The organism is Ruegeria sp. BI11, from assembly GCF_056538005.1.
In genome coordinates this window covers 877,190-891,516 of sequence record NZ_JBQFSM010000001.1, presented here as the reverse complement: position 1 = coordinate 891,516, position 14,327 = coordinate 877,190, and the positions used below count along the sequence as shown (strand labels likewise).

At 57.0% G+C, this 14,327-nt stretch carries 13 protein-coding genes; 8 read left to right on the top strand and 5 right to left on the bottom strand.

From position 1 onward, the window contains the following. The first annotated feature begins 152 nt into the window (after window positions 1–152). Complete coding sequence (locus tag ACR0DT_RS04420) at window positions 153–344, top strand: hypothetical protein (RefSeq protein ID WP_480709579.1); 192 nt, start codon at window positions 153–155, stop codon at window positions 342–344. 286 nt (window positions 345–630) lie between these two features. On the opposite strand, the gene ACR0DT_RS04415 is transcribed toward ACR0DT_RS04420, so the two are convergent. Further along, on the bottom strand, window positions 631–1,020 hold the full coding sequence (locus tag ACR0DT_RS04415) for a hypothetical protein (RefSeq protein ID WP_480709578.1): 390 nt from the start codon (window positions 1,018–1,020) through the stop codon (window positions 631–633). 100 nt (window positions 1,021–1,120) lie between these two features. Further along, complete coding sequence (locus tag ACR0DT_RS04410; protein WP_480709577.1) at window positions 1,121–1,882, bottom strand: FkbM family methyltransferase; 762 nt, start codon at window positions 1,880–1,882, stop codon at window positions 1,121–1,123. 101 nt (window positions 1,883–1,983) lie between these two features. On the opposite strand from ACR0DT_RS04410, the gene ACR0DT_RS04405 reads away from it, so the two are divergent. The 3 genes from ACR0DT_RS04405 (at window position 1,984) to ACR0DT_RS04395 (ending at window position 4,122) form a co-directional block, all read left to right on the top strand. Further along, window positions 1,984–2,583, top strand: a complete 600-nt coding sequence (locus tag ACR0DT_RS04405) for a superoxide dismutase (protein ID WP_113789565.1) — start codon at window positions 1,984–1,986, stop codon at window positions 2,581–2,583. A 3-nt stretch (window positions 2,584–2,586) separates the two neighbouring features. Further along, complete coding sequence (locus ACR0DT_RS04400) at window positions 2,587–3,465, top strand: metallophosphoesterase (protein ID WP_480709576.1); 879 nt, start codon at window positions 2,587–2,589, stop codon at window positions 3,463–3,465. Between the two features lie 207 nt (window positions 3,466–3,672). Further along, a complete protein-coding gene (locus ACR0DT_RS04395; protein WP_480709575.1) occupies window positions 3,673–4,122 on the top strand; it encodes a host attachment family protein in 450 nt (149 codons plus the stop codon). A 43-nt stretch (window positions 4,123–4,165) separates the two neighbouring features. Here the strand turns inward: ACR0DT_RS04395 and ACR0DT_RS04390 are convergent, their stop codons facing one another. After that, complete coding sequence (locus ACR0DT_RS04390; RefSeq protein ID WP_480709574.1) at window positions 4,166–4,717, bottom strand: LOG family protein; 552 nt, start codon at window positions 4,715–4,717, stop codon at window positions 4,166–4,168. A 126-nt stretch (window positions 4,718–4,843) separates the two neighbouring features. Here ACR0DT_RS04390 and ACR0DT_RS04385 point away from each other — a divergent pair, with 126 nt between their 5' ends. The 4 genes from ACR0DT_RS04385 to ACR0DT_RS04370 all read left to right on the top strand — a co-directional run bounded on the left by ACR0DT_RS04385 (window position 4,844) and on the right by ACR0DT_RS04370 (window position 9,062). Beyond that, window positions 4,844–6,244: a LysM peptidoglycan-binding domain-containing protein gene (locus tag ACR0DT_RS04385; RefSeq protein WP_480709573.1), complete on the top strand. Its 1,401-nt coding sequence runs from the start codon at window positions 4,844–4,846 to the stop codon at window positions 6,242–6,244. 79 nt (window positions 6,245–6,323) lie between these two features. Then, window positions 6,324–8,129, top strand: coding sequence for an ABCB family ABC transporter ATP-binding protein/permease (locus ACR0DT_RS04380; protein WP_480709658.1), 1,806 nt, complete (start codon window positions 6,324–6,326; stop codon window positions 8,127–8,129). Window positions 8,130–8,179: 50 nt separating this feature from the next. Beyond that, window positions 8,180–8,584, top strand: a complete 405-nt coding sequence (locus ACR0DT_RS04375; protein ID WP_480709572.1) for a DUF2147 domain-containing protein — start codon at window positions 8,180–8,182, stop codon at window positions 8,582–8,584. Between the two features lie 154 nt (window positions 8,585–8,738). Further along, entirely contained in the window at window positions 8,739–9,062 is a 324-nt protein-coding gene (locus ACR0DT_RS04370; RefSeq protein ID WP_480709571.1) for a hypothetical protein, read from the top strand. 41 nt (window positions 9,063–9,103) lie between these two features. On the opposite strand, the gene ACR0DT_RS04365 is transcribed toward ACR0DT_RS04370, so the two are convergent. Together ACR0DT_RS04365 and ACR0DT_RS04360 are read right to left on the bottom strand one after the other, a co-directional pair. Further along, window positions 9,104–12,898, bottom strand: coding sequence for an efflux RND transporter permease subunit (locus ACR0DT_RS04365; protein WP_480709570.1), 3,795 nt, complete (start codon window positions 12,896–12,898; stop codon window positions 9,104–9,106). After that, a complete protein-coding gene (locus ACR0DT_RS04360) occupies window positions 12,895–14,127 on the bottom strand; it encodes an efflux RND transporter periplasmic adaptor subunit (RefSeq protein ID WP_480709569.1) in 1,233 nt (410 codons plus the stop codon). Before ACR0DT_RS04360 ends, ACR0DT_RS04365 begins: the two co-directional genes overlap by 4 nt. Window positions 14,128–14,327: the final 200 nt, after the last annotated feature.

The window sequence follows — 14,327 nt, the reverse complement described above, 5'->3', positions numbered from 1 at the left end:
CATTTTAGTGTTGCACAGTTATTTAGAGGTCTTTTATGCGGGGGTCACGAAGGTGGGCTCTCCTTAAGATTGTATTGAGTTTTAAGCGGGATAAGGCTGCAAACGTTAGTGTTATTGGTTCTACTTGAAAGCCTAAGAAGATGAGGAAAGCATTGACCGCCCTGGCATTGACCTTGGCTGCGACCACAGCAAAAGCTGAAGTCTTCACCTATGACTGCAAATTGCATCGGTTGGAACAAGGGTGGATCGCCGAACGAGTGATCCTGAGCGTTGATGAAGAAAATGCGCGCGCGCTTACGACGCCTACATTCACCACTATGATGTTGAGCAGCCCAAGGATGTGAAGTTCAATAAAACGCGCAAGGTTGAATTCAGGTTGACTTGGAAGATGAAAATTCCCGCACGTAACGGTGGATCGACCTAGGCAAGCTACACTGCCACGCACAACCCGGAACAACAGCGTCTGGATCTGCTTGCAAGATTTCCGCAAATCAGTGTGACCAACCGGCCATCTGGGTATGGGGGCTGCTCATTGAACGCGACCGAGTCACTTTACGCATCCTGAGTTCTGAAAACCCTGCGCCCATGCGTGCTTATAAAAGAAATCCCCGGGATTACCCGAGGATTTTTTTAACTTTCAACGCTGCAAATGCCCACACCGTAAGGCTTGTTTGCGGCGTTTGTGCTGACAAATGCCATACGAACTTTGAGGCTGTTGTCAGCAGGATTCAGGTTGGCCTGATACCTGACACGCAAATTACCACCGGCAGAGGCGCGTTGGGTTTCGGTCCAGACTATCCGAACACCTTTCTTGCCGCGACTTTTGTACTTGGTGTCTACCCATTCGGGGCTGTCCGCTACTTTTGCCCATCCGTCTTCGACGTCCACCTGAAATGCGTAGCTTGGTGCGATCCAGCCATGACTGTCCTGTTTGGTCATTTTGCAATTGTAGGTAACAGTTTCTGCCATGGCACCGTTTGCAAAAAATGCGGCAAAAGCAACAATGCTGAGGTATTTCATTTTGTTCCTGTTTCCTTGTAACCGGCTACGGGAAATTTCAGCTAACCGCAGAAGGAACAAGGTGTTGGAGCTAATTTTCCTGATTGCCTTGGGGGTAATGTCAATTGCGCAACAGCAACGTTTTGTACTGCGTCAGAGCGTCCGGAGACAGCAACAGTTCAGCGGTGATCGGCTGGGATTTATCGTCGAGGATTTCGGAATAGAAGTTCAACAGATTCAACAGGGCTTTTGTCCGTTGCAGGCGATCATTATCTGGCAACAGTGGGGCGTGCAAAGACAACAGGAGGGCGGGGCGCTGTTTCTTTAGCCAGTCAATCAAAGTGGGCAATACGAAAAACTCGGCCCCCTCGATGTCAATCTTGACCAGCGACACGCCGGACAGATCATTCGCGGCCTCGAACTGATCCCATGCAATTGTAAGGGCATCACTGCCATGCGCGCCGTCATGCAGCAGGGAACTGGTGGAATCACCCGGCTCTCCGCGTACTGACGCCATGCGGGCCACGCCGAACTGATCAGACAGCGCCACCCCAAAGGCCGAGACGTTGTGGATGTTGTTCAGGTCCAGATTCCACGCCAGATACCGAAAAGCAGTGGGGTCGGGTTCGAAACACCAGACATGCCGGGCGCGGCGGGCACCGTAAAGGACCGTGGGCCCGATCCAGGCTCCGATATCCAGATAATCGCTGTCTGGCGACAGATGGTCGTCCAACACGGCGAAAGTTTCAGGCTCCCACGCGCCAGAAGATGCCTTGCGCCAGAATTTCGAATGATAGGGGTCCAGGCGAAAAGGCTCTCCATTCAGGTTGCCTGCATAATACCCGCGGGCGCGGTAAAACATCTTGCGCGCCTGTGTCAGCATCGCGGACCTCCGGGTTTTATTGTCACGGGCCTTGACCTACGGCGGCTGTCAAAGCATTTAACCTTGGGAACCGCAACTTACATTTATTACAGGGGGCCGAGATGGCTTTTGAACTTCCTGATCTTCCTTATGCACATGACGCGCTGGCAGCCAAGGGTATGTCCGCGGAAACGCTGGAATATCACCACGACTTGCACCACAAGGCCTATGTTGACAACGGCAACAAGCTGATTGCCGGAACCGAATGGGACGGCAAGTCGCTGGAAGAGATCATTGTTGGCACCTATGACGCAAACGCTGTGGCGCAGAACGGCATCTTCAACAACATCAGCCAGCTGTGGAACCACAACCAATTCTGGGAAATGATGGGCCCCGGCGGCAACGCCATGCCTGGTGAGCTGGAAAAAGCTCTGACCGAAAGCTTTGGCTCGGTTGACGAATTCAAATCGCAGTTCAGCGCGGCTGGTGCCGGTCAGTTCGGCTCGGGCTGGGCGTGGCTGGTCAAGAACGCTGACGGCTCGCTGGCAGTGACCAAGACCGAAAACGGCGTTAACCCGCTGTGCTTTGGTCAGACCGCTCTGCTGGGTTGTGACGTGTGGGAACACAGCTACTACATCGACTTCCGCAACAAACGCCCGGCTTACCTGTCGAACTTCCTCGACAATCTGGTGAACTGGGAAAACGTTGCATCGCGGATGTAATTCTTGACCCGCAGAGGGTTCATACAGGGCCTGCTGGCGTCCACGCTGGCAGGCCTGTTTGTTGCGGCATATGGGTTCTTTGTAGAGCCCTCGCTGCGGTTGCGCGTACGCAAATGGCGCGTACGACGTAAGGATTGGACTGCCCAGCCCTTGCGGATCGCGGTCCTGTCCGATCTGCACGTTGGAGAGCCCTATGTCGGGCTTGATCGTATACGGCAGGTCGTCCGGCGCACAAATGCATTGGCACCCGATCTGATCTTGTTGTTGGGTGACTATGCCGGGCACCACAAAGTCACCTCTGATAGAATAGAAGCAGACGAACTGGCTCCGGTTCTGGCTGGGCTAGAAGCGAAAAATGGCGTCTACGCTGTTCTTGGCAATCACGACTGGTGGGATGACCGCGATGCTCAGAGCCGGGGCGCAGGGCCGAACAAATTTGCAGCGGCGTTTGGGGAACATGGAATCAGGGTTCTGTCCAATGAGGCTATTCGCCTTGATGGGCCAGAAATTTGGTTGGCAGGTCTGGAAGATCAGCTTGCGTTCAGACGTAATGGAGAGCTTGTGGGTTTGGACGATTTGCCGGGAACCTTGGCTCAGGTGACTGATGACGCCCCGGTGGTGATGATGGCGCATGAGCCCGACATCTTCCCCAAAATCCCGGACCGCGTGGCGCTGACCCTGTCGGGCCATACCCATGGTGGCCAGGTGCGGTTGTTGGGTTGGTCTCCGGTGGTGCCGTCCAAATATGGCAATCGCTATGCCTATGGTCATGTGCATGAAGACGGGCGCGATCTGGTTGTGTCGGGCGGAATCGGGTGCTCGATCCTGCCAGTGCGCTTTGGTGTGACGCCCGAGATCACGGTGATCGAACTGTCGGCCTGACAGGAGAAAACCCGCCTATGAATAAAGTTTCACCCTGAGACGGGTTTGCACGCAACCTCGCAATGCTTACCTTTGGTGAGGCGGAGGGAGAGAACCGCTAACCATATGAAAATGCACAGGCAACGCGCTGGAAACCTCTGGTCGCGTCAGGGTTAACCTATGCCTGGCAATTGAGGGATGGCCGTAGAAACATGACAGGAGATCACGATGGTCGCACTTGAACAGGGAACCTGGGTTGTCATTGCCGATGGGGAAAAGGCGTTGTTCGTCGAGAACATCACTGATGCCGAAGACCCAAATCTGGTTGTTGTCTCGGTGGAAGAACAAGACGGGGTCAACCGACCCACCGACCGGGCCGGACGGCGCGCTGATATCGGGCCGAACCAGAAATCTGCGGTTGAAGAACCAAACTGGAAAACCCACGCGAAATCTCTGTTCGTGCAGGATGTCGCCAATCTGCTGAACCGCAAAGGGTTGAAAGGGGCCTTTAACAGGTTGGTTCTGGTTGCCAGCCCGCATGTTCTGGGGCTGCTGCGCCGTCGCTTGCATAGCGAGGTGCTGGCCAAGGTTGTGGCCGAAGTGGACAAAACCCTGACCAATCATCCGATTCACAAGGTTGAAAAGTTGCTGACCAGCCGCCTGAACCCGGCAGTTTAGGCGATCTATCTCCGGTGGGCGCTCCCAGTCGCCTGCCCACCGGTCAGGTCAGGAACCCGCGCAGCGTCGACATCGCCGAGGCCGGATCATCAACCCAAGTGATGTAGTCCGCCAACGACTCGTCCGCGAACCCCTGACCGATGACGCGCTGCACCAGCTCGTGCAGCGCGTCCCAGTAACCATCCACATTCATAACCAAAATGGGTTTGTCATGCAGACCCAGCTGCCGCCATGTCAGTGCCTCGAACAACTCGTCCAGTGATCCCGGACCGCCCGGCAGCACCACCACGGCATCCGCGTTCATGATCATAACCTTTTTCCGCTCGTGCATCGTTTCGGTGACAACAAAGCGGGTCAGGTCGGTCTTGCCGACCTCGCGCCGTAGCAGGTGAACCGGGATCACGCCAAATGTGTCGCCGCCAGCGGATTGTGCAGCTCGGGCGACTTCACCCATCAGTCCGACATCCCCGGCACCATAGACCAGACGCCAGCCTTCTTGCGCCAGCATCGTTCCGAATGCACTTGCGGCTTTGGAATAGGCGGAATTTGCGCCATTGCGTGACCCGCAATACACACAAACAGATTTCTGAGACATCGTGAACGCTCTCCGGGGTTGTGCCTGGGCTTTTGACCCCTGATAGCGGGATTGATAGATTGGCTCAACCGCCGGGCAGAATGTGTTTAAGCCAAGACAGTTGCGCTGCGGAGTGAAAGGAAAAGAATGAACGCCGAGTCGGGAAGCGGAAGCTCTGGCGCGTTCACCTGGGGGGTGATCGCCGGTATCGCAGTTATAATCGGGGCAGGTGGATTGTACCTGTCCGGCATAGTCGGCGGAGGCCCGGAAGAAACCGTACCCGACACTGAAGCAGCAGTTCAGACCCAGGATGACAGCACCGCCCCCGCTGAGCAACCCGTCGAAGGTTCCACAACACCTGCCGCAGAAGCGGAGCAGAGCGCCGAGGCAGCCACGACACCTGCTGCCGAAGAAACCGCGCCTGAGGCACCTGCTGTGGAGGAGGCCGCCGAAGCTAAGCCGCAAGCAGCGCCGCTGTTGGATCAGATTTTTGTCGAACCGGACGGCAATACGGTTCTATCCGGTTCTGCCGAGCCGGGTTCCGAGGTGAACGTTTTACTGGACGGCGAGCCGGTGCACAGTTTCACGGTTGATCCTAGCGGTCAGTTTGCCGAGTTCGTTTCCATCCCGTTTGCCGATACTGCGCGTGGCCTGACGCTGGAAACGCAGGGCGATCAACCCGTGCGCTCGGATGATTACGTGATTGCAGCGTTGCCCAAACCGGAAACCGCAGATGAACCTGTTTCCTCTGCGGGCACGGCTGAGGGTGCAACGCACGAACCCGAAGTGTCTGAAGCTGCTGTACCGGATAAACCGGCTTCGACTGGCACAGCCGACGCGGGCGCGGAGTCGACCGAAACGGCTGATGCTGAAGTGCCGTCGTCCGAAACCACTGATGTTGCGCAAGCCGAGACAACTGACGCGGACGCAAAGCTGACCGAAGATCAATCGGAACAGATTGCTGAGGATCAGGCCGAGGACACTCAGGACCAACAGGTTGCCATCTTGCGGTCCGGCGAAGAGGGTGTCGAATTGGTGCAAGGTTCTGAGGGCCAACCGCAAGCATCGGAACAGATCGCGCTCGACACAATTGGATATTCCGAAACCGGCGAGGTTGAACTGACAGGTCGGGTACCGGATGGGTCGGCGGTGCGTCTGTATCTGGACAACCGGCTGGTCGATGATCTGTTCCCGGCTGACGACGGTAAATGGCGTAGCGAGCTGGGCGGGATCGAACCCGGTGTCTACACCTTGCGCGCAGACGAAATTGCGCCGGACGGCACTGTGGTCAGCCGAATTGAAACGCCATTTAAACGCGAGGCCACCGAAGTGTTGCAGGCGGCCGAAGCCACTAACAACGCTGAGGCGACGTCAGAATCTGCGCCTATCCGCTCGGTCACGGTACAAAAAGGCGACACGCTTTGGGCCATCTCCCGCGAACGTTTTGGCGACGGTGTCCTGTATGTGAAACTGTTCGAAGCCAACCGCACTGCGATCCGTGATCCGGATCTGATTTATCCCGGGCAAATCTTCACGATCCCCGAATAAGCTTTTGCCTCTGGCCCCGTCCGGGGCGGGGGGCTATCTCTGACCGCAGATTAGGTACGTGATGAGACGATCAGCCCCGATGCATTCAGACGATATGCCAGAGACGAACGAACGCCGCTCAGGCTGGCGCACGATCCGCAAGGTGTCCCCTTACCTTTGGCCCGAGGATGAGCCCTGGGTCAAACGCCGTGTCGTTTTGGCCATGGGGATGCTGGTTCTGGCAAAGCTGATCGCGGTCTATACGCCAATTCTGTACAAAGGCGCGGTCGATGGCCTGGCGGGGGAAGGCGTACCGCCACTGGCGCTGGGCGCTGTGGGATTGACAGTGGCCTATGGCGTTGCCCGGATGATGACCGTGGGATTTCAGCAGTTGCGTGACGCGTCGTTTGCGCCAGTTGGGCAGCGGGCCTTGCGGGCGCTGGCGCTGGAAACGTTTCAGCACATCCACCAATTGTCGATGCGCTATCACGTGACGCGTCGCACCGGTGGCCTAAGCCGGATTATCGAGCGCGGTGTGAAGGGCGTGGAGTTCCTGTTGCGGTTCCTGCTTTTTTCCATAGGGCCGCTGATCCTGGAGCTGCTGCTGGTCGCGATTATTCTGATGTGGCTGTTCGATGTCTGGTATCTGGTCGTCGTGGCGGTGACGATTGCGCTTTATATATGGTTCACCTTTGCGGTGACCGAATGGCGCGTGAAACTACGGCGCGAGATGAATGATCAGGACACCGAGGCCAACCAGCGCGCTATCGACAGTTTGCTGAACTTTGAAACCGTCAAGTATTTCAACGCTGAACAGCGCGAAGCTGAACGATATGACACCTCGATGAAAGCCTATGCCGGGGCGGCCCTCAAGACGGCTTATTCACTGGCATTTCTGAACTTCGGTCAATCTTTCCTGATCACCTGCGGGTTGATTGGCGTGATGGTGCTGGCAGCTTTGGGGGTACAGAACGGCTCGCTGACTGTGGGCGATTTCGTCATGGTCAACGCCTACATGATCCAGATTACCGTGCCGTTGAACTTTCTGGGCACGGTGTATCGAGAAATCCGTCAGTCACTGGTCGACATGGGGCAGATGTTCGACCTGCTGGAACAACCCACCGAGGTGACCGACAAGCCCTGCGCGCCAAACCTTGCAATCAATGGCGGCGAGGTGACGTTGGACAACGTGCGGTTTGGTTATGATGCGGATCGGGAAATCCTCAAGGGGGTATCGCTGACGGTGCCGGCGGGCCAGACCGTGGCAATTGTCGGGGCTACCGGTTCGGGTAAATCGACCATCGGGCGGTTGCTGTTCCGGTTCTACGACGTGACCGGCGGAGCGCTGAGGATCGACGGGCAGGACGTGCGTGATGTGACTCTGAACAGCTTGCACGCTGCTATCGGCGTGGTCCCGCAGGATACAGTGCTGTTCAACGACACCATCCGCTACAACATTGCCTATGGCCGCGATGGTGCCACGCAGGAAGAGGTAGAGGCCGCGGCCAAGGCGGCCCAGATTCACGAATTCATTGCTACGCTGCCCGAAGGTTACGACACCAAGGTTGGTGAGCGTGGGCTGAAACTGTCCGGCGGAGAAAAACAGCGCGTCGGCATTGCGCGCACGTTGTTGAAGAACCCGCCTATCCTGCTGCTGGACGAGGCGACCTCGGCTCTAGACACAGATACCGAACAGGACATCAAAGACGCTTTGGCGCGGGCCGGCGAGGGGCGCACGGTACTGACCATTGCGCATCGCCTCAGCACCATCGCCGAAGCCGACCGCATCGTGGTGCTGGAACAGGGCGAGATTCTGGAACAGGGCACTCATGACGAGTTGCTGCAGCGCGAAGGTCGCTATGCACAGCTGTGGAGCAGGCAGCAATCGGACGCACAGGCTGCCTGAACCGATCCGATTATGTGATACACTGACTGGGTTTCGGAGGAGTTGGTTTGATGCGCAAATTGAAAAGGAACACCGTTATTCCGGTCGTTATTGCCATGCTGATGCCCGTGATGGCGGCGGCTGATCCCATTGTTGGCGTTTGGAAAACCGAACCGGACCGCAAGAACCTGATTTCGCATATCAAAATTTCCGCCTGTGGCGACAAGTTCTGCGGCCAGATTCAGTCGGCCTATGACCAGTCGGGGAAAGAGGTGCAGACCCCCAATATCGGCAAAAAGCTGTTCTGGGATGTGGCCAGCGAGGGGGGCGGCAAGTACGGTGGCGGCGATTTCTGGATCCCCATGGTTAATGTGGATGTCGTGCCCCAAATGACGCTGAGCGGAGACAGTCTGACCGTGCGCGGATGCGAGCATGTTGTGTGCGGGCATCAGAAATGGACCCGCTTGTCCAAGTGATACGGCCTTTCAGCTCTGGTCTTGTTGCAGGATAGCACACAGCTTTACTCACCGATCTGGTTGCAGGCGATTGTCGTTTGACCGACGGCCTTGGTCCGGTATGACAGACAACACCACCCGTGTGGTGTCGAAGAACAAATCAGGGAAACACCTAATGAAGAAATTCTTTGCTGCGCCGATCATTCTGGCGTCGCTTATCGCGTCGACCGCATCCGCCGAAGACCTGGTATTCTTGCTGGGCAATGAAAGCAGCGTCGATCTGGTCGAATTCAACGTCTCGCCAAGTGCGTCAGACAATTGGGAATCGAACTTGCTACAGGGCGATTACATCGCGCCGGGGTACGAGGCGGACGTTCTGATTGCCGACGGCCAGACCACCTGTGTCTATGACATTCGCGGTGGGTTCTCTGACGGGTCCAGCGCAGAAGATTATGGCGTGGATCTTTGCGATCTGGGTGAATACGTCTTTACTGACTGATCTAAAAAGAAGAATGGCGAGCCATAGAGCTCGCCATTCTTTTATTCTGCCGCTTTTAGGGGCGGACCTGGCGGATGTTTTGACGATTGCGCATCCTTGGGCGCAGGGGGAGTTTCGTCGCCCCAAACCACTTCGGTTGCCTGTGCCTGACGGACAGCTTTGCCAATGGCCATATCCTGCGCGATTTTGCTGGACTTGCCAGACGTCGCGCGGGCCAATGCTCGGCCCAGCCATATCGTATAGGTCGAAACCCAAACGCGCAGCGCCAGCAGCGATGGCGTCACGATCAGCGTCAGAACCGTCGCAATACCCAAGCCGAACACCACAGCAGTGGCCAGCTGTTTCCACCACAGCGCAGTTGGGCTGTCGATCGAATAGCCGCCGTTGATAAAGTCCAGCGACAGACCGAACATCATGGGTGTCAGACCGGCCATCGTAGTCAGCGTGGTCAGCAAAACCGGACGGATACGCGCCTCGGCCGTGCGCACGATGGCTTCGATCCGGGGCATGTAGCGGCTGTATTCCTGATAGGTGTCGATCAGAACAATGTTGTTGTTCACCACGATCCCGGCCAGCGCCACGATGCCCGTTCCCGTCATAATGATCGAGAACGGTTGGTTCATCGCAATCATCCCGATCAGAACCCCGGTGGTCGACAGAATAACCGCCAGCAACACCAGAACCGAGTTGTAGAACGAGTTGAACTGCGCCAGCAGGATCACGAACATCAGCCCCAATGCGCCCAAGAATGCGTTCATCAAGAAGGCGCCGGATTCTTCCTGATCCTCCTGATCGCCGGTCCATTCCCAACTGATCGAAGGATCAAATGGGCTGGTATCCAGCCACTTGGTTAGGAGAGCGATGCGTTCGTTCGGATTAATTGGCCAGAAGTTCGCAGATTGGGCTTTTTCTTGCAACTCCTGAAAATCGGCGGCGCCAGTAAGTTGTACAACTTCATAGACTCCTCCATTTTTGTCCGAGATCGTTGGTAGATTGGCGGTATTGCCTTCGTCTAGCGCTCGAACAATGGCCAGCCGCTTTTCCTTAAGTTCTGTGTCTATGCTCTCATCTCTATGATCAGCACTTAGATGCACGACGTCGATCAGCCCCGGTTCGACATCAGCTTTCACATCATAATACCGCTGCTGGTCGATCCGGTTGATCTCGGCCAGTTTGGCCACCGGTTGGCGGGTGACAAAGTTGGAAAGCGGTACCAGCCCGTCTGGGGTGCGGACCTTGAGAGAATCCAGTGTCGACAGAACCCGGTCCTGCTCGGGCAGGCGCACGCGAATTTCGACCTCTTCATCGGTATTGTCAGGGCGCATTTCGCCCAACAGGATGCCACGCGTGACAAGCTGAACCATCGCGCCCACCGTTGCGACATCGGCACCAAAACGACCCGCCTTGGCAACGTCCACGTCGATCTGCCAGTCAATGCCGGGCAGGGGCATGGTGTCTTCGATCTTGATCAGACCCGGCGTTTCGTCAAACACTGCGCGCGCGGTTTGGGCCGAAGCAGTTAGTTCCTCCCAGCCATCGCCCTTGATGCGCAGATGCACAGGCTTGGCCGAGGCCGGGCCCTGTTCCAACGGCAGTATTTCCACGATGAAACCTGGCAGCTTAGAAAGCTCTGCGTTCAATTCGTCCAAAACGAAATTACCATCATATTCGGGCGCAATAACCTCACGCTCGAACAGACCGAAAAACGCGGATTCGCTCAGCGTTGGGCGGTCCTCCCACGGGGTGATTTCGAATTGAACGCGACCCACCGTATCCGCAGGTGCAGACACACCGCCATCGTTCTGGGTCAAACCGCCTTCGCCGGCAAAGGCGAACACGTTGGTTACAGCCGGATGCGCTCCGATCACCTCTTCGGCGGCCAGCACCATTGCATCTTTTTCTTGCAGCGACAGGTTGCCCCGCGCACGGACATAAGCAGTGGCCTGTTCCGGTTCAGTTTCGACAAAGAATTCAACGCCGCGATTGTTGGCCATGTAATAGGACATCACGGTCATGACGCCAAAGGCGACAACCGCGATCGAGACAAGCGGCATAATGGGATTGCCGACCAAAAACTTGACCACGTAGCCAAAACGCGAGTGTTCGCGGGCGGTATGCACACGCTCTTCTTGGTGGCGTTCGATCTTGGCCGCGCTCAGAGTTACTGATCCGGCAAAGCCACCGAAGATGAACAGCAAAGCACCCGACAGCACTCCCCCGGGCAGCAGGTAATCGGGGTTCAGCATCTGCATCGCACCGAGGAAAATCATATACAACGACGGCGGAACCAAAGCCGCGCGCACCCACCAGGGTGCAATACCGCGCAGCCAGTTCGAGGTGCGGTCGAAAGTGCGGCTCATACGCCCTGACACACCGCCCACGACCGGCAGGTAGATCAGCGCCACGATCAGCGAGGAGGACAGCACGAAGATCAGCGTGATCGGCAGCATCTTCATGAACTCGCCGGGCACGCCGGGCCAGAACAGCATCGGCAGGAAGGCACACAGGGTTGTCGCGGTCGATGATACGATGGGCCAGAACATCCGCTGCGCGGCCTCGACATAGGCGTGCATTGGGCCAATGCCCTCTTTGATGCGTTTGTCAGCGTATTCCACCACCACAATGGCACCGTCGACCAGCATACCCACGGCAAGGATCAGACCGAACATCACCATGTTCGAGATGCTAACCCCCATGACCGCCAGAAAGGCGAAGCTCAGCAGGAATGAGGTTGGGATCGCAAAACCCACCAACAGCGCGGCGCGCGTTCCTAGCGAGGCCAGAACCACGATCATCACTAGCGCGATGGCGGTCAGGACCGAGCCTTCAAGCTGGCGCACCATCGAATCGACGATACGGCTTTGGTCGTTCGAGGTGCCGACATCGACTGCGGCCTGCAATTCGGCGGGCCATTTCGCTTGCGCGGCATCCAGAGTTGCCTTCACGTCGGCAACAGTGTCGATCAGGTTGAAGCCTTTGCGTTTGACCACCTGCAGCGCGACGGTGGATTCATTGTCAAAGCGGGCCGTGCCTTCGCGGTCTTCGAAGGTGTAGTTGATCTGCGCCAACTCGCCCATTGTGACCACACGGTCGCCGTTTACCTTAACCGGCAGGCTATAGACGTCCTCGGCGGTTTTGAACGAGGACGGGATCTTGACCGAGAACGTGCCCTGCGCACTGTCAACCTCACCCGCCGCGATCAGCTGGTTGTTGTTCTCTACAACTGAGATCAGCTCATCAGCCGACACGTTGTAGGCCTCAAGCCGCAGGGGATCGATGATGACCTCGAGCAACTCGTCGCGATTACCAGCAATTCCGGCTTCCAGCACTGAATCCAGTGCCTCAAGCTCGTCCTGCAAGTCCTTGGCGATGCGGGCCATTGTGCGTTCGGGGATGGCCCCGGTAAGGTTGACGATGACGATGGGGAATTCGGACAAGTTGATCTCGGTCAGCGAGTATTGCTCAGCCCCTTCGGGGAAATCAGCTTGCGCGGTGTTCATTGCATCGCGAACATCCGCCATAATCGCTGTCTTGTCCCAGCCAAAGTCGAACTCCAACGCAATACCAGCATAACCTTCGGCAGCGGTGGCGGACATTTCCTTGAGACCGTCCAGATCCGCCAGCTCGGTCTCCATCGGCTTGATCAGCAGATTCTCGGAGTCCTCGGCGGAAATGCCGGGAAACTGAACCGATACGAAAAGCGCCGGAATTTCGATGTCGGGTTCACCCTCTTTAGGCAATCCGACATAGGCAAAGCCACCGACAATCAGCGAGATCGCGATAAAGGCCAATACCATTCGGGCCCTGTGGGCGGCCCATGCAACCAATCCTGTCATTGTGCAGCTTCCCGATAGGTTGGCTCGACCCTAACGCCTTGTGTTACGAATTCCTGACCAATGACGATGATATCTGAGGTTTCCGGCAACCCATCCACCCAGACACCTTCCGACGTATCGCGCAGCAGAAGGATCGGCATGAACTCGACGATTTTGTCAGCACCGACCGTGCGCACTCCGATCTGGCCTTCGTTGTTCAGCGTCAGCGCGGATTGCGGTAGCAGGTGGGCCTTAGCCCCTTCGGCCGCAATTCGGATATCGGCGGTTTGTCCGTCACGAATGGCCAGTTCCGGGTTCGGAACGGTGATCTCAACCTCGAATGTGCGGGTTGTCTCATCGGCCGAACGGCTCAGGAAGGTCACACGACCCGCGACTTCAAGGCCCGTGATCAGCCGCGCCGAAGCTTCTGATCCGACGATGATTTTGTTCACATCCGTTTCTGGCACGAACCCGACCAGCTTGATTGGGTCCAGCTGAATGACGGTCGCGCACAGCGATCCGGGTTGCATCAGGCTGCCCAGTTCGGCGGTATCGCTTTCCAGCAGGCCCTTGAATGGTGCTTCAATGGTCTGGCGGTCGATCTCGCGCTGGGCGGCCTTGACCTCGGCGGTGGCGGCTTCGATCCCGGCGCGCGTGGCCTCCAGACCGGCTTCGGCGGTTTTTACGCCAGCCTCGGCCGAGCGCATCGCAGCCTCGCTGGAAATACGGCGTGTTTCCGATCCAAACCCGGTTTCCGACAGTTTCTGCGCGGCGGTCAGGTTGATTTGCGCCTCGGCCACAAGGGCATGCGCCTCTTCCAGACGGGCTTCGGCTTCGGGGATGCGGCTTTCGGCTTCAAGCTTGGCGGCTACAGCCTCGGCCAAACTAGCAGGGCGGGTGCCTGGGTCCAGCTCGCACAGCAGGTCACCGGCTTCCACAAAAGCACCTTTGCGCTTGGGTTCTGAAATTACGGTCGAGGTCGTTTCGGCCAGAACTTCGACCTGACGATTGGCTCTGGTCTGGCCGCGCAGCAACACGGCACTGTCAATTTCCCGTGCGGTCGAACGCAGTACGACGACGCCAATAGCATTCTGGGCCGTCTGTGGACCAGACACAGAATCTGTCTCGGATGCGGTATCTGTTTCAGAGTCGCCACGGCCTGCAAAGGCAAACAATGCATCGCGTTCAAAAACCAAAAGGAATAATGCGGCGATCACTAAAATCGCATTCACGAATGAAATCAATCGCATACGGGGCCTCGCTTAAAATTCTTCGCCGATTGTCCTTCGGCGTGCATGTTAGAAAATGGGGTCAGGCACGCACGTTTTCTACACTAAACTGAATAGTTCGGTTCACTTTTTTTCGCAAGGGCAGCGTGACGCCGCGAAAATGTGCGAAATCCGGCTCTTGGCTTGGCACGGACGCCGGGGTATGACATGGCGCCATGGAA